This window comes from Streptomyces sp. 130 (genome assembly GCF_007096885.1).
In the GTDB taxonomy this organism is placed as follows: Bacteria; Actinomycetota; Actinomycetes; order Streptomycetales; family Streptomycetaceae; genus Streptomyces.
The window spans coordinates 1-20,420 of record NZ_VJNO01000017.1; the positions used below are offsets into that span (position 1 = coordinate 1).

Here is a 20,420-nt window from a genome sequence, read left to right on the forward strand (position 1 = left end):
CGGCCTCCCGGCCTCCCGGCCTCCCGGCCTCCCGGCCTCCCGGCCTCCCGGCCTCCCGGCCTCCCGGCCGCCCGGCCGCCCGGCCGCCCGGCCCCCCGCCCCCCGGGGTGCCGGGCCCCGGCCTCCCGGCCCGGGGCCCCGCCCCCGGGGCGCGTCCTCGCGCTCCCGGGGGGCCGGGCCCCCGGGCCGCGCCCCCGGCCTCCCGGCCCGCGGCCTCCGGGGCGCCCGGCCTCCCGGCCCCCGGGGTGGCGGGCCCCGGGGCGCCCGGCCTTCGGGGTGCCGGCCCCCGGCCCCCGGCCTCCCGGCCCCGGCCCCCGCCCCCGGCCTCCCGCCCCCGGCCCCCCCAGCCCCCGCCCCCTCAATACGCCACCCCCACGCCCTGCTTCACCGTCGCCGGGTCGTTGGTCAGTGCCAGCATCGCGTGGGCCACGTCGGCGCGGGAGATGGTCCGGCCGCTGCGCGGGTTGCCGGCGATCACCGTCCGGTAGGCGCCCGTCAGGGGGCCGTTCGTCAGCTTGGGCGGCCGCACCGACGTCCAGTCCGTGGCCGAGGCCGCCAGCGCCGCCTCCATCGCCGTGAGATCCGCGTACACCTCCTTGAGGACCGCGCCGAGCATCGAGAGCACCATCCGGTCGAGCAGCGGCTCGCCGGCGGGCGCGGGGGCGACCGGGGCGGCGCTGACCACCAGCAGGCGCCGGGTGCCCTCCGCCTCCATGGCGGTCAGCACGGCGCGGGTCAGCCGCTCGGCGACGCCGTCGGCCTTGCGGCCCCTGGAGCCGAGGCCGGAGAGGACCGCGTCCCGCCCCGCCACCGCCTCCCGCAGCGCCTCCGGGTCGTCCACCCGGGCGGCGGTGTGCACCGTGACGTCCGAGAGCGGGACCGCGAGCCGGGCGGGGTCGCGGACCACCGCCGTCACCTCGTGCCCCGCCGCCACCGCCTGGCGGACGATCTCCTGTCCGATACCGCCGGTGGCACCGAAAACCGTGAGCTTCATGGCGCACCCCTTCGAGGTGGGTAAGTATTCACTCACCCCTAGAGTGGGTGGGTAACCACTCACCCGTCAAGCCTTATCGGAGGGCCCATGGAGCAGAAGCCGGCCCGCGTCCGCCTCGTCGACGCCGCCCACCAGCTCATGCTCACCAAGGGCCTGGCCCGGACCACCACGAAGGAGATCGCCAGGGCCGCCGGCTGCTCAGAGGCCGCGCTCTACAAGCACTTCCTCAGCAAGGAGGAGCTGTTCGTGGTGGTCCTCCAGGAACGGCTGCCCAGGGTCGACCTGCGTGAGCTCTTCGCCGACCCGGGCGCGGGGGAGCGGTCGGTCGAGGAGAACCTCACAGGCATCGCCCGCCAGGCCGCCCTGTTCTACGAGCAGAGCTTCCCGATCGCCGCCTCCCTGTACGCCGAACCGAGGCTCAAGGAGCGCCACGACGCGGCCATGCGCGAGCTCGGCACCGGCCCCCACCTGCCCATTCGCGGCGTCGACAGCTATCTGCGGGCCGAACAGGCCGCCGGCCGCGTCCGGCCCGACGCCGACACCTACGCGGCCGCCTCCCTGCTCCTCGGCGCCTGCGCCCAGCGCGCGTTCGCCTACGACGCCACGGAGACCGGCGAGCCGCCCCAGCCGCTGGACGCCTTCGCGGCGTCCCTGGCCCGCACCCTCCTCAACGGCCTCGCGGGCTGAGGCCGAAGCTCAGGCAACCGGCCCGGCCAGCCACGCGTCGACCTTCGCCAGCAGCTCCGCCCGCACCGGCTCGGGCGCCGTGGAACCGCGCACCGACTGGCGGGCCAGCTCGGCCAGCTCCTCGTCGCTGAACGCGTGGTGGCGCCGGACCAGCTCGTACTGCGCGGCCAGCCGGGAACCGAAGAGCAGCGGGTCGTCCGCGCCGAGGGCCATCGGCACGCCGGCGTCGAAGAGGGTGCGCAGGGGGACGTCGGCGGGCTTCTCGTAGACGCCGAGGGCCACGTTGGACGCGGGGCACACCTCGCAGGTCACCCCCGCCTCCGCGAGCCGGCGCAGCAGCCGGGGGTCCTCGGCGGCGCGCACCCCGTGCCCCACCCGGGCCGCGTCGAGGTCGTCCAGGCAGTCCCGGACGCTGGACGGGCCCGACAGCTCGCCGCCGTGCGGAGCGGCCAGCAGACCGCCTTCCCGGGCGATGGCGAACGCCCGGTCGAAGTCCCGGGCCATCCCGCGCCGTTCGTCGTTGGAGAGGCCGAAGCCGACGACGCCCCGGTCCGCGTACCGCACGGCGAGCCGCGCGAGGGTGCGGGCGTCCAGCGGGTGCTTCATCCGGTTCGCCGCGATGACCACCCGGATCGGCAGCCCGGTCTCGCGCGAGGCGGCGTCCACCGCGTCCAGGATGATCTCGATCGCCGGGATCAGCCCGCCGAGCAGGGGCGCGTACGAGGTGGGGTCGACCTGGATCTCCAGCCAGCCGGACCCGTCCGCCACGTCCTCCTGGGCGGCCTCGCGCACCAGGCGCTGGATGTCCTCGGGGGCCCGCAGGCAGGACCGGGCGATGTCGTACAGCCGCTGGAAGCGGAACCAGCCCCGTTCGTCCGTGGCGCGCAGCTTGGGCGGCTCGCCGCCGGTCAGGGCCTCGGGCAGCCGCACCCCGTACTTGTCGGCGAGCTCCAGCAGCGTCGTGGGCCGCATCGACCCGGTGAAGTGCAGGTGCAGGTGGGCCTTGGGCAGCAGCCGTACATCACGTTCCATTGCAAGATCCTGCCGCACGGAGGGGGCGGCGCGGTAGCCGCTTTCTCCATCGGGTGCCCCCTCGAACGCGAAAGCGACCCCCGGTCCGGACATCGGGGGTCGCTTTTACGGGAAGGGGTGGCGCTTACGCCTTCGCCTCGCCCAGCAGCTTCTGGAGCCGCGAGACGCCCTCGACGAGGTCGTCGTCGCCCAGCGCGTACGACAGGCGCAGGTAGCCCGGCGTGCCGAAGGCCTCGCCCGGGACGACCGCCACCTCGGCCTCGTCCAGGATCAGCGCGGCCAGCTCCACCGAGGTCTGCGGGCGCTTGCCGCGGATCTCCCTGCCGAGCAGCTCCTTGACCGACGGGTACGCGTAGAACGCGCCCTCGGGCTCCGGGCAGAACACGCCGTCGATGTCGTTGAGCATCCGCACGATGGTCTTCCGGCGCCGGTCGAAGGCGGTGCGCATCTCGGCGACCGCGTCCAGGTCCCCGGAGACGGCGGCCAGGGCGGCGGCCTGCGAGACGTTGGCGACGTTGGACGTGGCGTGCGACTGGAGGTTGGTCGCGGCCTTCACGACGTCCTTGGGGCCGACGATCCACCCGACGCGCCAGCCGGTCATCGCGTACGTCTTGGCGACGCCGTTGACCACGATGCACTTGTCGCGCAGCTCGGGCACGACCGCCGGCATCGAGGTGAACTTCGCGTCCCCGTAGACCAGGTGCTCGTAGATCTCGTCGGTCAGCACCCAGAGGCCGTGCTCGACGGCCCAGCGGCCGATCGCCTCGGTGTCCGCCTCGCTGTAGACCGCGCCGGTCGGGTTCGACGGGGAGACGAAGAGGACGACCTTCGTACGCTCGGTACGGGCCGCCTCCAGCTGCTCCACGGAGACCCGGTAACCGGTGGTCTCGTCGGCCACGACCTCCACCGGGACACCGCCGGCCAGCCGGATCGACTCGGGGTAGGTGGTCCAGTACGGGGCCGGGACGATGACCTCGTCGCCCGGGTCGAGGATCGCGGCGAACGCCTCGTAGATCGCCTGCTTGCCGCCGTTGGTCACCAGGATCTGGGAGGCGTCGACCTCGTAACCGGAGTCGCGCAGCGTCTTCTCCGCGATGGCGGCCTTGAGCTCGGGGAGCCCGCCCGCCGGGGTGTAGCGGTGGTACTTCGGGGTACGGCACGCCTCGACGGCGGCGTCCACGATGTAGCCGGGCGTCGGGAAGTCGGGCTCGCCGGCACCGAAGCCGATCACCGGGCGGCCGGCGGCCTTGAGGGCCTTGGCCTTGGCGTCGACGGCGAGGGTGGCGGACTCGGAGATGGCACCGATGCGGGCGGAGACCCGGCTCTCGGACGGAGAAGTAGCAGCGCTCATGACCCCCATGCTCCCAGACCGTTTTCCGCGTCGGCACAGGGGTTTCAGGGACCGGACAGCACTCGGACAGCATGCGGACACGAAGCGACCAGGAGCGATCAGCAGCTTTCTGTTCGACGCCGGGCCTCTGAGCACGTACACTCTCCTGTCGTTGGCCTTCACCAGCCGCACCGTTCCTGCACTCGGATCATCCGGGGACATGCGGTAGGTTGGTGGAATCCACAAAGGGTCGTAGCTCAATTGGTAGAGCACTGGTCTCCAAAACCAGCGGTTGGGGGTTCAAGTCCCTCCGGCCCTGCTACACACTCCTTCGCCAGGATGTGTGCGCATGTACGTACTTCAATGCACCGCCGTGCGGCTCCACCGGGCGCGGCACGGCCACGACCCGGAATCAGGTGAGAAGCGTGACGGACGCCGTGGGCTCCATCGACAAGCCTGATGCCGAGGACGAGGCACCCGAGTCGAAGAAGAAGTCCCGGAAGGGCGGCAAGCGCGGCAAGAAGGGCCCTCTGGGCCGTCTCGCGCTTTTCTACCGCCAGATCGTCGCGGAGCTCCGCAAGGTCGTCTGGCCGACGCGCAACCAGCTGACGACGTACACCAGTGTGGTGATCGCGTTCGTCGTCGTCATGATCGGCCTCGTAACCGTGATTGACTTCGGTTTCGCGCGGGTCGTCAAGTCCGTCTTCGGCTGATCCACGCGAAGGGCGCCTGATGGGCGCCCCTTTCGCATGTTCCACCCATATGTATCCAGGAAGAAGCCACCGTGTCTGACCCGAACCTGAACGACGCCGTCGAGCCGACGGCGGGCGCCTTCGAGTCCGCCGAGGACGAGCTCGACATCGTCGAGGCGGCGGACGCCGAGGAGTCGGACCAGGCCGAAGCCGCCGACGCCGGCGAGGAGGCGTTCGAGGACGCCGCCGAGGAGACCGCGGAGACCGCGGACGCGGCCGACGAGGAGGAGGCCGAGCCGGCCGAGCCCGTCGACCCCGTCACGGCCCTGCGCGAGGAGCTCCGCGGGCTGCCGGGCGAGTGGTACGTCATCCACACGTACGCCGGTTACGAGAAGCGTGTGAAGGCCAACCTGGAGCAGCGCGCCGTCTCGCTGAACGTGGAGGAGTTCATCTATCAGGCCGAGGTGCCTGAGGAGGAAATCGTCCAGATCAAGAACGGCGAGCGCAAGAACGTCCGTCAGAACAAGCTCCCGGGTTACGTCCTGGTGCGCATGGACCTGACGAACGAGTCCTGGGGCGTCGTCCGCAACACCCCCGGCGTCACCGGCTTCGTGGGCAACGCCTACGACCCGTACCCGCTGACGCTGGACGAGATCGTCAAGATGCTCGCTCCGGAGGCCGAGGAGAAGGCCGCCCGCGAGGCCGCCGAGGCCGAGGGCAAGCCGGCTCCGGCCCGTAAGGTCGAGGTCCAGGTGCTGGACTTCGAGGTCGGCGACTCGGTCACCGTCACCGACGGCCCGTTCGCGACGCTGCAGGCGACGATCAACGAGATCAACGCCGACTCGAAGAAGGTCAAGGGCCTGGTCGAGATCTTCGGGCGCGAGACCCCGGTCGAGCTGAGCTTCGACCAGATCCAGAAGAACTGAGCTTTCCGCCCGCTTCTGGACACATGCCTACCGAGCAGGTCAGACAGGCTCTCGCAGCCGGTCTGACCTGCTTGGTTTTTGGACGCACGGCTATACCCGTTATCGTTGTGCGGTATGCCTGCATCCGGATGACCGGATGACGGCGAAAACTCTCACTAGGACCCGGAGAGAGCACATGCCTCCCAAGAAGAAGAAGGTCACGGGGCTTATCAAGCTCCAGATCAACGCCGGTGCGGCCAACCCGGCCCCGCCGGTCGGCCCCGCGCTGGGTCAGCACGGCGTCAACATCATGGAGTTCTGCAAGGCCTACAACGCCGCGACCGAGTCGCAGCGTGGCATGGTCGTGCCGGTGGAGATCACGGTCTACGAGGACCGCTCCTTCACCTTCATCACCAAGACTCCGCCGGCCGCCAAGCTGATCCTCAAGGCCGCGGGTGTGGAGAAGGGCTCCGGCGAGCCGCACAAGACCAAGGTCGCCAAGCTGACGGCCGCCCAGGTCCGCGAGATCGCCACGACGAAGCTCCCCGACCTGAACGCCAACGACCTCGACGCCGCGTCGAAGATCATCGAGGGCACCGCCCGTTCCATGGGCATCACGGTCGAAGGCTGATTCAGCCCCACTCCCTCAGTGGTAGGACCGGCGCTGGTCCGCACCACGACTCCACACTCTGAAAAACATCAGGAGTAGAAGTGAAGCGCAGCAAGAACCTCCGCGCTGCGGACGCCAAGGTCGACCGGGAGCGCCTGTACGCCCCGCTCGAGGCCGTCCGTCTCGCCAAGGACACCGCCACCACGAAGTTCGACGGCACCGTCGAGGTCGCCTTCCGCCTGGGTGTTGACCCGCGCAAGGCCGACCAGATGGTCCGCGGCACCGTGAACCTCCCGCACGGCACCGGCAAGACCGCCCGGGTCCTGGTCTTCGCGACCGGTGACCGTGCTGCGGCCGCGGAAGCCGCCGGCGCCGACATCGTCGGCTCCGACGAGCTCATCGACGAGGTGGCGAAGGGCCGTCTGGACTTCGACGCCGTCGTCGCGACCCCGGACCTCATGGGCAAGGTCGGCCGCCTCGGCCGCGTGCTCGGTCCGCGTGGTCTGATGCCGAACCCGAAGACCGGTACGGTCACCCCCGATGTCGCGAAGGCTGTCAACGACATCAAGGGCGGCAAGATCGAGTTCCGCGTCGACAAGCACTCGAACCTGCACTTCATCATCGGCAAGGTGTCCTTCGACGACACCAAGCTGGTGGAGAACTACGCAGCGGCGCTGGAGGAGGTCCTCCGTCTGAAGCCGTCCGCGGCGAAGGGGCGCTACATCAAGAAGGCCGCCCTGGCGACCACGATGGGCCCCGGCATCCCGCTGGACCCCAACCGCACCCGTAACCTCCTCGTCGAGGAGGACCCGGCCGCCGTCTGAGCCTCCGCGCTCGTACGACCGCCGCGTCACGTGTGACATGGACGGGCCCCGCAACCTTTCGAGGTGCGGGGCTCGTCCTCATTCGTACGTGGACATGACTGTCGGAGCCCTGCGTTAGCGTGGGTGACCGAGAGTCGAATGAGGGGCGGAATCGAAGATGAAGACCCATACCGTGAGGCGCCTGGGCCTGTCCGTCGCCGTGGTGGCGGCGCTGACCTCGGTCGCGGCCTGTGGCGGATCGGACGACGGGGGCAAGGGCGGGACCGAGAAGGAGAGCCGCGGCAGCTCCGTGGTGAAGGTCGACCCGATCGCCGCGCTGGTCGCCGTGCAGAAGAAGACCGGCCAGGCGCAGTCGGCCCGGGTCGAGGGGGAGACCACCATGGGCAGCACGATGTCCATGAAGCAGACGGGCGTCATGGACTGGTCCGACGGGATCACCGGCACCATGAAGATCACGTACACCGGCGGCACCATGGCCGACACCCTGAAGCAGGCCGGCGGCAGCGGCACGATGGAGGCCCGCTACTTCAAGGACGGGTACGCGGCCGACATGGGCGAGGCCCTGGCCCAGCAGACCGGCGGCAAGCGCTGGATCAACTACAGCTATGACGACCTCGCCGAGATGGCCGGAGCCTCGGGCGAGGTGATGAAGGACCAGATGCAGAACAGCACCCCCCAGCAGGGGGTGAAGTCGCTGCTGGCCTCCGGTGACGTCAAGAAGGTCGGCCAGGAGGACGTCCGCGGCGTCAGCACCACGCACTACTCGGGCACGGTCGACGTCGCCGAGCTGACCGCCAAGAGCGGCAATCTCGACGCCGACGAGGTCGCCGCCCTCAAGAAGCAGCTGGCCGACGCCGGGATCACCACGGAGACCATCGACATCTGGGTCGACGAGAACGACCTGCTGGTGAAGAAGACCGAGCGCGGTGAGATGAAGACCGGCGAGCTGAACTCCACGGTGTTCTACAGCGACTACGGCACGAAGGTCTCGGTCGAGCGCCCGCCGGCCGCCGAGACCGTCGACTTCGCCGAGATGCTGGAGCAGCAGCAGGGGGCCGCCTCCTGACCCGGTTCCGGCGAGTTCAAACCTCCCGGCACCACCCGAAGCGGGACGGATTTGCCCGGCGCGACCCCAGTCGCGTACTCTTCTGCAGAAGCCAAAGACCGCTGGTCGTTGTCCTGAACCGTGAGGTTCGGGCAACCGAAGGCTCCGTTGATGCGGACGACCTGCGCAGGTGACTGTGGAGAGCTCCCGGATTCCGTCCGGTCGAGCTACGCCCTGGCGCCCGCGCCGGGGCGTTTCGTCTTTCCGGTCCCTTTCGAGCGGTCCTCATCACCCGGAAGGAGGCCGACGCTATGGCAAGGCCCGACAAGGCTGCTGCGGTAGCCGAGCTCGCGGACCAGTTCCGCAGCTCGAACGCCGCCGTGCTGACCGAGTACCGGGGTCTCACCGTGGCACAGCTCAAGCAGCTGCGCCGTTCGCTCGGTGAGAACGCCCAGTACGCCGTGGTGAAGAACACGCTGACCAAGATTGCGGCCAACGAGGCCGGGATCGACACGCTGGACGACCTGTTCGCAGGTCCGACGGCGGTTGCCTTCGTCACCGGTGACCCGGTGGAGTCGGCGAAGGGTCTTCGTGACTTCGCCAAGGACAACCCGAACCTGATCATCAAGGGCGGTGTCCTTGACGGCAAGGCGCTGTCCGCCGATGACATCAAGCAGCTCGCGGACCTCGAGTCCCGCGAGGTTCTGCTCGCCAAGCTGGCCGGTGCCATGAAGGGCAAGCAGACTCAGGCTGCGCAGCTCTTCCAGGCGCTGCCGTCGAAGTTCGTCCGCACCGCGGAAGCGCTTCGCGTCAAGCTGGAGGAGCAGGGCGGTGCCGGTACGCCGGCTCCCGCCGAGGCCGCCGAGTAATCACGCTCAGCGGTCCAGCGGGCACCGTGTACGCCCGCCGACACATACATCCGGCACCTGCCGAATAGTGGAAGGACGCCTGTCATGGCGAAGCTGTCCCAGGAAGACCTGCTCGCTCAGTTCGAGGAGCTCACCCTCATCGAGCTCGCCGAGTTCGTGAAGGCCTTCGAGGAGAAGTTCGACGTCACCGCCGCCGCGGCCGTCGCCGTCGCGGGCCCGGTCCAGGGTGGCCCGGCCGCCCCGGCCGAGGACGAGAAGGACGAGTTCGACGTCATCCTCACCGCCGCCGGCGACAAGAAGATCCAGGTCATCAAGGTCGTGCGCGAGCTGACCTCCCTGGGTCTGAAGGAGGCCAAGGACCTCGTGGACGGCGCCCCGAAGCCCGTCCTCGAGAAGGTCGCCAAGGACGCCGCGGACAAGGCCGCCGAGGCCCTCAAGGGCGCCGGCGCCTCCGTCGAGGTCAAGTGACCCAGGGAGTCGTCTGACTCCTCAGGACCCCCGTGCCGCGAGGCGCGGAGTCACATCGCGAAAGGCGATCACCCGTTCGGGTGGTCGCCTTTCGGCGTACCGGAGGCGGGTGTCTTGCCCTTCCCGCGTTGACGAGTATGGTGATCTTCGCCGTGCGCCTCTCGTGGGGCGTGCGGGCGGTGGTCCGCGGGGCCCGAGGGCGGACGAGGCCGAGGGGGCCCTTGACGAACCGCACGCGGCGCGCAATTCTCAAGGCGCGTCGCCGAATCGATCCGAATCCGAGGCATGGATCGACGGCGGAGCGGGCAGTAAAGAAGGGCGCACCTCGCGCAGGGCTGGACAAGGTGTTGAGAAGAGCTGTTGAGAGCAACGTGGGTCTCTGATAACCCCGACTGGACATCAGTGTGGCACTTGGCTACACTGACCCTTTGCGCTGCCTGTTAGCTGCTCCCTGCCCGTCACCAGGGGCATACCCATCTTGAGCATCGTGGACCGAGCATCCCTGACCTGGGATTTTCTGCCCTCATGTCCAATTTGGGACCGGTACGCGCGTAGTGAGTCCGAGCCCTCGGAAGGACCCCCTCTTGGCCGCCTCGCGCAACGCCTCGACCGCGAATACGAACAACGGCGCCAGCACCGCCCCGCTGCGCATCTCTTTTGCAAAGATCAAGGAGCCCCTCGAGGTTCCGAACCTCCTCGCGCTGCAGACCGAGAGCTTTGACTGGCTCCTCGGCAACGCCGCCTGGAAGGCTCGCGTCGAGGCTGCTCTGGACAGTGGACAAGACGTCCCCACCAAGTCCGGCCTTGAGGAGATCTTCGAGGAGATCTCCCCGATCGAGGACTTCTCCGGGTCGATGTCGCTCACTTTCCGCGACCACCGCTTCGAGCCCCCGAAGAACTCGATCGACGAGTGCAAGGAGCGCGACTTCACGTACGCCGCCCCGCTCTTCGTCACGGCCGAGTTCACCAACAACGAGACCGGCGAGATCAAGTCCCAGACGGTCTTCATGGGCGACTTCCCGCTCATGACCAACAAGGGCACCTTCGTCATCAACGGCACCGAGCGTGTCGTGGTGTCGCAGCTGGTCCGCTCGCCGGGTGTCTACTTCGACTCGTCGATCGACAAGACGTCCGACAAGGACATCTTCTCCGCCAAGATCATCCCCTCCCGGGGTGCCTGGCTGGAGATGGAGATCGACAAGCGCGACATGGTCGGTGTCCGCATCGACCGCAAGCGCAAGCAGTCGGTCACCGTCCTCCTCAAGGCGCTCGGCTGGACCACCGAGCAGATCCTCGAGGAGTTCGGCGAGTACGAGTCCATGCGCGCCACCCTGGAGAAGGACCACACCCAGGGCCAGGACGACGCGCTGCTCGACATCTACCGCAAGCTCCGCCCGGGCGAGCCGCCCACCCGCGAGGCCGCTCAGACGCTGCTCGAGAACCTCTACTTCAACCCGAAGCGCTACGACCTCGCGAAGGTCGGCCGCTACAAGGTGAACAAGAAGCTCGGCGCGGACGAGCCGCTGGACGCCGGCGTGCTCACCACCGACGACGTCATCGCGACCATCAAGTACCTGGTCAAGCTGCACGCCGGTGAGACCGAGACGGTCGGCGAGTCCGGTCGTACGATCGTCGTCGAGACCGACGACATCGACCACTTCGGCAACCGCCGCCTGCGCAACGTCGGCGAGCTCATCCAGAACCAGGTCCGTACGGGTCTCGCCCGTATGGAGCGCGTCGTGCGCGAGCGCATGACCACCCAGGACGTCGAGGCGATCACGCCGCAGACCCTGATCAACATCCGGCCGGTCGTCGCCTCCATCAAGGAGTTCTTCGGCACCAGCCAGCTGTCGCAGTTCATGGACCAGAACAACCCGCTGTCGGGTCTCACCCACAAGCGCCGTCTGTCGGCGCTCGGCCCGGGTGGTCTCTCCCGTGAGCGGGCCGGCTTCGAGGTCCGAGACGTGCACCCGTCCCACTACGGACGCATGTGCCCGATCGAGACCCCCGAAGGCCCGAACATCGGTCTGATCGGTTCGCTCGCCTCGTACGGCCGCGTCAACGCGTTCGGCTTCATCGAGACGCCGTACCGCAAGGTCGTCGACGGTCAGGTCACCGACGAGGTCGACTACATCACCGCCGACGAGGAAGACCGTTTCGTCATCGCCCAGGCGAACGCGGTGCTCTCCGACGACCTGCGCTTCACCGAGGCCCGCGTCCTGGTCCGCCGCCGCGGCGGCGAGGTCGACTACGTCCCGAGCGACGAGGTCGACTACATGGACGTCTCGCCGCGCCAGATGGTGTCCGTCGCGACCGCGATGATCCCCTTCCTGGAGCACGACGACGCCAACCGCGCCCTCATGGGCGCGAACATGATGCGCCAGGCCGTTCCGCTCATCAAGAGCGAGGCGCCGCTCGTCGGCACCGGCATGGAGTACCGCTGCGCCACCGACGCCGGTGACGTGCTGAAGGCCGAGAAGGACGGTGTGGTCCAGGAGGTCTCCGCGGACTACATCACCGTCACGAACGACGACGGTACGTACACCACGTACCGCATCGCCAAGTTCATGCGCTCCAACCAGGGCACCTCGGTCAACCAGAAGGTCGTCGTCTCCGAGGGCGACCGCGTCATCGAGGGCCAGGTCCTCGCCGACGGCCCGGCCACCGAGAACGGTGAGATGGCGCTCGGCAAGAACCTGCTCGTGGCGTTCATGCCGTGGGAGGGCCACAACTACGAGGACGCGATCATCCTGTCGCAGCGCCTCGTGCAGGACGACGTCCTCTCCTCGATCCACATCGAGGAGCACGAGGTCGACGCCCGTGACACCAAGCTCGGCCCCGAGGAGATCACCCGGGACATCCCGAACGTCTCCGAGGAGGTCCTCGCCGACCTGGACGAGCGCGGCATCATCCGCATCGGTGCCGAGGTCGTCGCCGGCGACATCCTCGTCGGCAAGGTCACGCCCAAGGGTGAGACCGAGCTGACCCCCGAGGAGCGACTGCTCCGCGCGATCTTCGGTGAGAAGGCGCGCGAGGTCCGCGACACCTCGCTGAAGGTGCCGCACGGCGAGATCGGCAAGGTCATCGGCGTCCGCGTCTTCGACCGCGAGGAGGGCGACGAGCTGCCGCCGGGCGTGAACCAGCTGGTCCGCGTCTACGTCGCGCAGAAGCGCAAGATCACCGACGGTGACAAGCTCGCCGGCCGTCACGGCAACAAGGGCGTCATCTCGAAGATCCTGCCGATCGAGGACATGCCGTTCCTGGAGGACGGCACCCCGGTCGACATCATCCTCAACCCGCTGGGCGTCCCGTCCCGAATGAACCCGGGACAGGTCCTGGAGATCCACCTCGGCTGGCTCGCCAGCCGCGGCTGGGACGTCTCCGGCCTCGGTGACGAGTGGGCCAAGCGCCTGCAGGCCATCGGCGCCGACCAGGTCGCCCCCGGCACCAACGTCGCCACGCCCGTCTTCGACGGCGCGCGCGAGGACGAGATCTCCGGTCTCTTCGAGGCCACGATCCCGAACCGCGACGGCATGCGTCTGGTGCAGCCCTCCGGCAAGGCCAAGCTGTTCGACGGCCGCTCCGGCGAGCCGTTCCCGGACCCGGTCTCGGTCGGCTACATGTACATCCTCAAGCTGCACCACCTGGTCGACGACAAGCTCCACGCCCGCTCGACCGGCCCGTACTCCATGATCACGCAGCAGCCGCTGGGTGGTAAGGCGCAGTTCGGTGGGCAGCGATTCGGTGAGATGGAGGTGTGGGCCCTTGAGGCTTACGGCGCCGCTTACGCCCTCCAGGAACTGCTGACGATCAAGTCCGACGACGTCACCGGCCGCGTGAAGGTCTACGAGGCGATCGTCAAGGGCGAGAACATCCCCGAGCCTGGCATTCCCGAGTCCTTCAAGGTGCTCATCAAGGAAATGCAGTCGCTCTGCCTCAACGTGGAGGTGCTGTCCTCGGACGGCATGTCCATCGAGATGCGCGACACGGACGAGGACGTCTTCCGCGCGGCGGAGGAGCTCGGTATCGACCTGTCCCGGCGCGAGCCGAGCAGCGTCGAAGAGGTCTGACGGGTTGGCCGGCCGGATCTCCGTGATCCGGCCGGCTCTCCCCGGACCCGTTCAGACCATTGCTGAAGTGCCCCGATTCACTCGCGTGACGCGAGGGGGCTCGAACCCCCGAAAGAGGGATTGACGACAAGTGCTCGACGTCAACTTCTTCGACGAGCTGCGGATCGGCCTTGCCACCGCGGACGACATCCGGACCTGGTCCCACGGCGAGGTCAAGAAGCCGGAGACCATCAACTACCGCACCCTCAAGCCCGAAAAGGACGGACTCTTCTGCGAGAAGATCTTCGGTCCGACCCGGGACTGGGAGTGCTACTGCGGCAAGTACAAGCGTGTCCGCTTCAAGGGCATCATCTGTGAGCGCTGTGGCGTCGAGGTCACGCGCGCCAAGGTGCGCCGCGAGCGCATGGGCCACATCGAGCTCGCCGCTCCCGTCACCCACATCTGGTACTTCAAGGGCGTCCCGTCGCGCCTGGGCTACCTGCTGGACCTCGCGCCGAAGGACCTCGAGAAGGTCATCTACTTCGCCGCGTACATGATCACGTTCGTGGACGAGGAGCGCCGCACCCGCGACCTCCCCTCCCTGGAGGCCCACGTCTCCGTCGAGCGCCAGCAGATCGAGAACCGCCGCGACTCCGACCTGGAGAACCGCGCCAAGAAGCTCGAGTCCGACCTGGCCGAGCTGGAGGCCGAGGGCGCCAAGGCCGACGTGCGCCGCAAGGTGCGCGAAGGTGCCGAGCGCGAGATGAAGCAGCTGCGCGACCGTGCGCAGCGCGAGATCGACCGCCTCGACGAGGTGTGGAGCCGCTTCAAGAACCTCAAGGTCCAGGACCTGGAGGGCGACGAGCTGCTCTACCGCGAGCTGCGTGACCGCTTCGGCACGTACTTCGACGGCTGCATGGGCGCCGCCGCGCTGCAGAAGCGCCTGGAGTCCTTCGACCTCGACGAGGAGGCCGAGCGCCTCCGCGAGATCATCCGTACCGGCAAGGGCCAGAAGAAGACCCGTGCGCTCAAGCGCCTCAAGGTCGTCTCCGCGTTCCTGCAGACCAGCAACAAGCCCAAGGGCATGGTGCTCGACTGCGTGCCGGTCATCCCGCCGGACCTGCGTCCGATGGTGCAGCTGGACGGTGGCCGCTTCGCGACCTCCGACCTGAACGACCTGTACCGCCGCGTGATCAACCGCAACAACCGCCTGAAGCGGCTTCTCGACCTCGGCGCGCCCGAGATCATCGTGAACAACGAGAAGCGCATGCTCCAGGAGGCCGTGGACGCCCTCTTCGACAACGGTCGTCGTGGCCGTCCGGTCACCGGACCCGGCAACCGCCCGCTGAAGTCCCTCAGCGACATGCTGAAGGGCAAGCAGGGCCGCTTCCGTCAGAACCTGCTCGGCAAGCGCGTGGACTACTCCGCGCGTTCCGTGATCGTCGTCGGTCCGCAGCTCAAGCTGCACCAGTGCGGTCTGCCGAAGGCGATGGCGCTGGAGCTCTTCAAGCCGTTCGTGATGAAGCGCCTGGTCGACCTGAACCACGCGCAGAACATCAAGTCGGCCAAGCGCATGGTCGAGCGCGGTCGCACCGTGGTGTACGACGTCCTCGAAGAGGTCATCGCCGAGCACCCGGTGCTGCTGAACCGTGCGCCCACGCTGCACCGCCTCGGCATCCAGGCCTTCGAGCCGCAGCTGGTCGAGGGCAAGGCCATCCAGATCCACCCGCTCGTCTGCACCGCGTTCAACGCGGACTTCGACGGTGACCAGATGGCCGTGCACCTGCCGCTCTCCGCGGAGGCGCAGGCCGAGGCCCGCATCCTGATGCTGTCCTCGAACAACATCCTCAAGCCGGCCGACGGCCGCCCGGTCACGATGCCGACCCAGGACATGGTGCTGGGTCTGTTCTTCCTGACCACCGACGGCGACCTCCGTGACACCAAGGGCGAGGGCCGCGCGTTCGGCTCCACGGCCGAGGCGATCATGGCGTTCGACGCCGGCGAGCTGGCGCTGCAGTCGTCCGTCGACATCCGCTTCCCGGTGGGCACCATCCCGCCGCGCGGCTGGGTGCCGCCGGTCGCCGAGGAGGGCGAGCCCGAGTACCAGCCGGGTGACACCTTCCGGCTGCGGACGAGCCTGGGCCGCGCGCTCTTCAACGAGCTGCTGCCCGAGGACTACCCGTTCGTCGACTACTCGGTCGGCAAGAAGCAGCTCTCCGAGATCGTCAACGACCTCGCCGAGCGCTACCCCAAGGTCATCGTGGCGGCGACGCTCGACAACCTGAAGGCGGCCGGCTTCCACTGGGCGACCCGTTCGGGCGTCACCGTGGCCATCTCCGACGTCGTCGTGCCCGAGGCCAAGAAGGCCATCGTCAAGGGCTACGAGGAGCAGGACGAGAAGGTCCAGAAGCAGTACGAGCGCGGTCTGATCACCAAGGACGAGCGCACGCAGGAGCTCATCGCGATCTGGACCAAGGCGACCAACGAGGTCGCCGAGGCCATGAACGAGAACTTCCCCAAGACGAACCCCATCTTCATGATGGTTGACTCGGGTGCCCGAGGAAACATGATGCAGATGCGTCAGATCGCCGGTATGCGTGGTCTGGTGTCCAACGCCAAGAACGAGACGATTCCGCGTCCCATCAAGGCGTCCTTCCGTGAGGGCCTCACCGTTCTGGAGTACTTCATCTCCACGCACGGTGCCCGTAAGGGTCTGGCGGACACCGCCCTGCGTACCGCCGACTCGGGTTACCTGACCCGTCGTCTGGTGGACGTCTCGCAGGACGTGATCATCCGCGAGGAGGACTGCGGCACCGACCGCGGCCTCAAGCTGAAGATCGCCGTCAAGGGCGACGACGGTGTCCTCCGCAAGACGGACGACGTCGAGACCTCGGTCTACGCCCGCATGCTCGCCGAGGACGTCGTGGTGGACGGCAAGGTCATCGCGCCTGCCAACGTCGACCTCGGTGACGTTCTGATCGACGCCCTGGTGAACGCCGGCGTCGAGGAGGTCAAGACCCGCTCGGTCCTGACCTGCGAGTCCGCGGTCGGCACCTGCGCCTTCTGCTACGGGCGCTCGCTCGCCACCGGCAAGCTGGTCGACATCGGTGAGGCGGTCGGCATCATCGCCGCCCAGTCCATCGGTGAGCCCGGTACCCAGCTGACGATGCGTACCTTCCACACCGGTGGTGTGGCCGGTGACGACATCACCCAGGGTCTGCCGCGTGTCGTCGAGCTCTTCGAGGCGCGTACGCCCAAGGGTGTCGCCCCGATCTCCGAGTCCGCGGGCCGCGTCCGCATCGAGGAGACCGAGAAGACCAAGAAGATCGTCGTCACCCCGGACGACGGCAGCGACGAGATCGCCTTCCCGATCTCCAAGCGCGCCCGTCTCCTGGTCGGCGAGGGCGACCACGTCGAGGTGGGCCAGAAGCTCACCGTGGGTGCCACCAACCCGCACGACGTGCTGCGCATTCTCGGCCAGCGCGCGGTCCAGGTCCACCTGGTCGGCGAGGTCCAGAAGGTCTACAACTCGCAGGGCGTGTCGATCCACGACAAGCACATCGAGATCATCATCCGGCAGATGCTCCGCCGCGTGACGATCATCGAGTCCGGCGACGCGGAGCTGCTGCCGGGCGAGCTCGTCGAGCGCTCGAAGTTCGAGACCGAGAACCGTCGCGTGGTCACCGAGGGCGGTCACCCCGCCTCCGGCCGTCCGCAGCTGATGGGTATCACCAAGGCGTCGCTGGCGACGGAGTCGTGGCTGTCCGCGGCCTCCTTCCAGGAGACGACCAGGGTCCTGACGGACGCGGCGATCAACGCCAAGTCCGACTCCCTGATCGGCCTCAAGGAGAACGTCATCATCGGTAAGCTCATCCCGGCCGGTACGGGCCTGTCCCGCTACCGCAACATCCGGGTCGAGCCGACCGAGGAGGCCAAGGCCGCGATGTACTCGGCCGTCGGCTACGACGACATCGACTACTCGCCGTTCGGCACGGGCTCCGGCCAGGCCGTTCCGCTGGAGGACTACGACTACGGTCCGTACAACCAGTAAGCGAGTCGCTTGATACGCCCGGAGGGCGGTCACCCCGGCATCGGGGTGGCCGCCCTTCGGCGTGCCCGGCTCGCGCGGTTCAGCGGTCCGGGGCCAGGAACGGGCGGAGGCGGTGCACGCGGGTCGCGTAGTCCGGGTGAGAGGCCAGCAGGTGCGCGGCCGGGCCCGGACTGGCGCCGCCCATTCCCGTCATGGCCGGCCCGGTGCCCGGGTGCGCGGGGTGCCGGCCCTCCTCCATGGCGAGCAGGACCTCCGTGAGCGTGGGCGCGAAGCCGAGCGAGGCGGCGTGCAGGTCCGCCCGCAGCTCGGCGCGTCGGCTCAGCGCCGCTGCGGCGTAAGGCAGGGCGAGCAGCACCAGCGGTGCCGCGCCCAGCACGATCGCCGCCGGTCCGAGCAGCACGACGCCGCACCCGGCGATCAGCGCCGCGGTGGCCACCGTGCCGAGCCGCGCGGCCCGGCCGCCGGCGCCGAGAAGTACCGCACGTCCGGCCCGGAACGCCGTGCGGGCGGGCAGCGTGTACCAGCGTCCGGCCAGCGTGGACCAGCTGTGGCCGCCCGTGTGATGGCCCAGTTCGTGGGCGAGTACGGCCGCGAGCTGGGCGCTCGACAGGTTCTCCAGGGCGAACCGGGTCACGCCGACGATGTGCCCGGCAGCCGCGTACGCGTTGAGGTTCGGGGTGTCCTCCACCCAGAGGCGGTAGCGCTCGCCCTCGACGCCCGCCCGTCCCGTCACCTCGCGCCAGACCGGGTCCAGCCGGGCGCGCTCCCGGGGGAGGGGGTAGCGGAGGCCCAGGACGTACCGGGCGTACAGGTCCTCCGCCGGCCGGTGGAAGACGAGCAGGCCGGACGCCAGCCAGACCAGGGCGGGGAGCCAGTACGGCACCCTCCAGGCGAGGTCGAGGAGCCGCCCGACGGCGAGGAGCGCTCCCAGGCTGAACGCGAAGGCGGGGAGGTGGAGCGCCAGTCCGCCCAGTGCGGTGGCGTCCGCGCGTCGTCGGCGCGCGGCGAGATGCAGCCGGGTCCCGGGGGCGTGGCGGTATTCGAGATCGTCCACCGCGTCGGGGCCGGCGATTTCCGGGGGGACCGCCCCGTATGGGGCGGCGGGGTGGTCCGGGTCGGGGTGCTGGGGCATGTCCGTCCTCGGGTCGTGGGGGTGAGGTCAGCCGATGACCACGGAAACGGGGAGCAGCAGAGCGCCCAGGCAGAACGCGGCCAGTCCGGCCCGGATCCACTGGTGCTTGCGCAACGCGATCCGGCTGGTCTCGGCGAGGGCCGCCAGGAGGGCGGGCATCGGCAGTCGTTCCGTGTCGGCGAGAGCCTGCGGGAGGCGGTTCAGCCGCACGGCCCGCTGGATGTCCCCGAAGTAGGTGAGGGGAGCGCCGGGTCCTGCGCCGCGGACCCGGTAGCGCGGTACGACGGCCATCAGGAGGCACAGCAGGGCGATGGCCAGGACGGTGATTCCCGTCCACCAGAGGGCGGAACCCCAGCCGGACAGGCGGCTCGAAGGCCACCTCGTGCCGGCCAGGATTCCGCAGACCAGGCCCGAGCTGATGCCGAGGGCGGCCACCACGACGGCCGCCTTGCTGTCGGCGCGGGCGATCTCGGTGCGGAGGTCGGCGAGAAGTCGTGACGCGGCCTCCGCGCCGGGCGCGGGGTCCGGGGCGGTCATGGCACGTCCTTGGGCAGGTACACATCCTGCTCGTGGGCGGGTGCCGCCGTGGCTGGCTGCTGCCGGGGCTCGGGGACCTGTGGCCCCGGGACCGTCGCCTCGGGCTCGTCGGGCCACTCGGCGGACAGGGGCAGCCGGGGCGCGGGGGCTCCTCGGCCCGTCTCGTCGGCCGGCAGCTGGTGGTTCAGGATGTCGTGCAGGGCACGCAGGGCGAGGTTCTTGGGACCTTCGAGCTCGTACCCCTCGACGTTGTCGCTGTTGAGCAGTTGGGTGACCATGTCCGCCTTGGCGCGGATCATGCTCAGCTGGTCCTGGCGAAGACTCTGCATGACCAGCCGGGAGTCCTCCGGGTGCTCGGCGAGGTGCAGGGCCCAGGCCCGGACTCCGCCCTGTTCCAGTTGGCGCTGGTAGAAGTCGACCTTGGCGAGTTCGGCGTCCTGCAACTCCGTACGCCACTTCTGCTTCTGGAGGAGCAGTGCCTGCTGCTGCTCGCCGTACGCCAGGGCGCGGTGGGTCGTCTCGAAGTCGAGGGCCATGGCCCGGCGTTCCTTGTGGACCTTCTCCACGGCGTCGTGGTCGATTCGTTGCATGCGCCTCTCGTGTTCGATGTTGTCCTGGTCCCGGTGCAGCCGCATCGTCCAGGTGACGAGGAGCCCCGCCTGCGCGCCCAGCGGGCCCCGGGCCTGTACCGCGCGGAGGACTTCGGCTTCCGCCTGGGTGCTGCTGGTGATGGCGAAACGGCGCGTGACGTCGCGGGCGGCCCGCTCCAGCTCGCCCAGCAGCAGTCGCGGTACGTCGCGGTGTCTCGATGCGACGAAGACCGCTGGATCGCCCACCTGCCAGCTCAACTCGATGACGCTGTCGAACTGGAGGGCGTCGTTCCTGCTGGGGAGCGCAAGTCTCGCGCGGACGGGATGGACGCCCATGTCCACCTCGTACACGGCGGTGTAGCGCTTGCTGATGATCTCTGCCCGCGTCGGCCGGATCGGTGGCAAGGACGTGCGGTAGCCGCCGGAGGGGGTCGCGAACACCAGGGCGTGGTCGATGCGGGTGAGCCTGCGGGGAACGAAGCCGAGTCGGGTGATCTGGCGTACGGTCAGCACCGGATCGGTGAGCGGCGTATGGCGGCCGGCGGGCTGCTCCCACTCGGGAGGACCGTGGAACGGGTTCATGTCGGCTTGCCTCCTGTGTTCGG

At 69.0% G+C, this 20,420-nt stretch carries 16 protein-coding genes and 1 tRNA gene; 11 read left to right on the top strand and 6 right to left on the bottom strand.

From position 1 onward, the window contains the following. Positions 1-358 precede the first annotated feature (358 nt). Positions 359-994 (bottom strand): NAD(P)-dependent oxidoreductase, encoded by a 636-nt coding sequence (locus FKN01_RS16530; protein ID WP_143621110.1) that lies wholly within the window; start codon positions 992-994, stop codon positions 359-361. Positions 995-1,081: 87 nt separating this feature from the next. Here FKN01_RS16530 and FKN01_RS16535 point away from each other — a divergent pair, with 87 nt between their 5' ends. Next, complete coding sequence (locus tag FKN01_RS16535; protein ID WP_143621113.1) at positions 1,082-1,681, top strand: TetR/AcrR family transcriptional regulator; 600 nt, start codon at positions 1,082-1,084, stop codon at positions 1,679-1,681. Positions 1,682-1,690: 9 nt separating this feature from the next. Here FKN01_RS16535 and FKN01_RS16540 read toward each other — a convergent pair whose 3' ends face one another. Together FKN01_RS16540 and FKN01_RS16545 are read right to left on the bottom strand one after the other, a co-directional pair. After that, positions 1,691-2,713: an adenosine deaminase gene (locus tag FKN01_RS16540; RefSeq protein ID WP_143621116.1), complete on the bottom strand. Its 1,023-nt coding sequence runs from the start codon at positions 2,711-2,713 to the stop codon at positions 1,691-1,693. A 124-nt stretch (positions 2,714-2,837) separates the two neighbouring features. Beyond that, positions 2,838-4,064, bottom strand: coding sequence for a pyridoxal phosphate-dependent aminotransferase (locus FKN01_RS16545; protein WP_143621119.1), 1,227 nt, complete (start codon positions 4,062-4,064; stop codon positions 2,838-2,840). Positions 4,065-4,289: 225 nt separating this feature from the next. Here FKN01_RS16545 and FKN01_RS16550 point away from each other — a divergent pair. The 10 genes from FKN01_RS16550 (at position 4,290) to FKN01_RS16600 (ending at position 17,556) form a co-directional block, all read left to right on the top strand. Continuing rightward, positions 4,290-4,362, top strand: a tRNA-Trp gene (locus FKN01_RS16550). Between the two features lie 106 nt (positions 4,363-4,468). Beyond that, positions 4,469-4,756, top strand: coding sequence for a preprotein translocase subunit SecE (gene secE / locus FKN01_RS16555; RefSeq protein ID WP_143621121.1), 288 nt, complete (start codon positions 4,469-4,471; stop codon positions 4,754-4,756). Positions 4,757-4,827: 71 nt separating this feature from the next. Then, entirely contained in the window at positions 4,828-5,661 is an 834-nt protein-coding gene (gene nusG, locus FKN01_RS16560) for a transcription termination/antitermination protein NusG (RefSeq protein ID WP_143621123.1), read from the top strand. 175 nt (positions 5,662-5,836) lie between these two features. Beyond that, positions 5,837-6,271 (top strand): 50S ribosomal protein L11, encoded by a 435-nt coding sequence (gene rplK, locus FKN01_RS16565; protein WP_143621126.1) that lies wholly within the window; start codon positions 5,837-5,839, stop codon positions 6,269-6,271. 80 nt (positions 6,272-6,351) lie between these two features. Then, on the top strand, positions 6,352-7,074 hold the full coding sequence (gene rplA / locus FKN01_RS16570) for a 50S ribosomal protein L1 (RefSeq protein ID WP_143621129.1): 723 nt from the start codon (positions 6,352-6,354) through the stop codon (positions 7,072-7,074). 157 nt (positions 7,075-7,231) lie between these two features. Next, positions 7,232-8,140: an LppX_LprAFG lipoprotein gene (locus tag FKN01_RS16575; RefSeq protein WP_143621132.1), complete on the top strand. Its 909-nt coding sequence runs from the start codon at positions 7,232-7,234 to the stop codon at positions 8,138-8,140. A 290-nt stretch (positions 8,141-8,430) separates the two neighbouring features. Further along, positions 8,431-8,988, top strand: a complete 558-nt coding sequence (gene rplJ, locus FKN01_RS16580; protein ID WP_018101258.1) for a 50S ribosomal protein L10 — start codon at positions 8,431-8,433, stop codon at positions 8,986-8,988. Positions 8,989-9,072: 84 nt separating this feature from the next. Continuing rightward, positions 9,073-9,456 (top strand): 50S ribosomal protein L7/L12, encoded by a 384-nt coding sequence (gene rplL, locus FKN01_RS16585; protein WP_143621134.1) that lies wholly within the window; start codon positions 9,073-9,075, stop codon positions 9,454-9,456. A 584-nt stretch (positions 9,457-10,040) separates the two neighbouring features. Further along, complete coding sequence (rpoB, locus tag FKN01_RS16595; protein WP_143621137.1) at positions 10,041-13,526, top strand: DNA-directed RNA polymerase subunit beta; 3,486 nt, start codon at positions 10,041-10,043, stop codon at positions 13,524-13,526. A gap of 130 nt (positions 13,527-13,656) precedes the next feature. Beyond that, positions 13,657-17,556, top strand: a complete 3,900-nt coding sequence (locus FKN01_RS16600) for a DNA-directed RNA polymerase subunit beta' (RefSeq protein WP_143621139.1) — start codon at positions 13,657-13,659, stop codon at positions 17,554-17,556. A gap of 79 nt (positions 17,557-17,635) precedes the next feature. Here the strand turns inward: FKN01_RS16600 and FKN01_RS16605 are convergent, their stop codons facing one another. Genes FKN01_RS16605 through FKN01_RS16615 form a run of 3 tightly spaced genes read right to left on the bottom strand, consistent with a single transcriptional unit; the run spans position 17,636 to position 20,397 of the window. After that, positions 17,636-18,688: a M48 family metalloprotease gene (locus FKN01_RS16605; RefSeq protein ID WP_260696915.1), complete on the bottom strand. Its 1,053-nt coding sequence runs from the start codon at positions 18,686-18,688 to the stop codon at positions 17,636-17,638. A gap of 27 nt (positions 18,689-18,715) precedes the next feature. Further along, positions 18,716-19,225 (bottom strand): Pycsar system effector family protein, encoded by a 510-nt coding sequence (locus FKN01_RS16610; RefSeq protein ID WP_143621141.1) that lies wholly within the window; start codon positions 19,223-19,225, stop codon positions 18,716-18,718. Beyond that, positions 19,222-20,397, bottom strand: coding sequence for a hypothetical protein (locus tag FKN01_RS16615; RefSeq protein ID WP_143621143.1), 1,176 nt, complete (start codon positions 20,395-20,397; stop codon positions 19,222-19,224). The genes FKN01_RS16610 and FKN01_RS16615 overlap by 4 nt, the downstream gene beginning before the upstream one ends. Between the last annotated feature and the right edge of the window lie 23 nt (positions 20,398-20,420).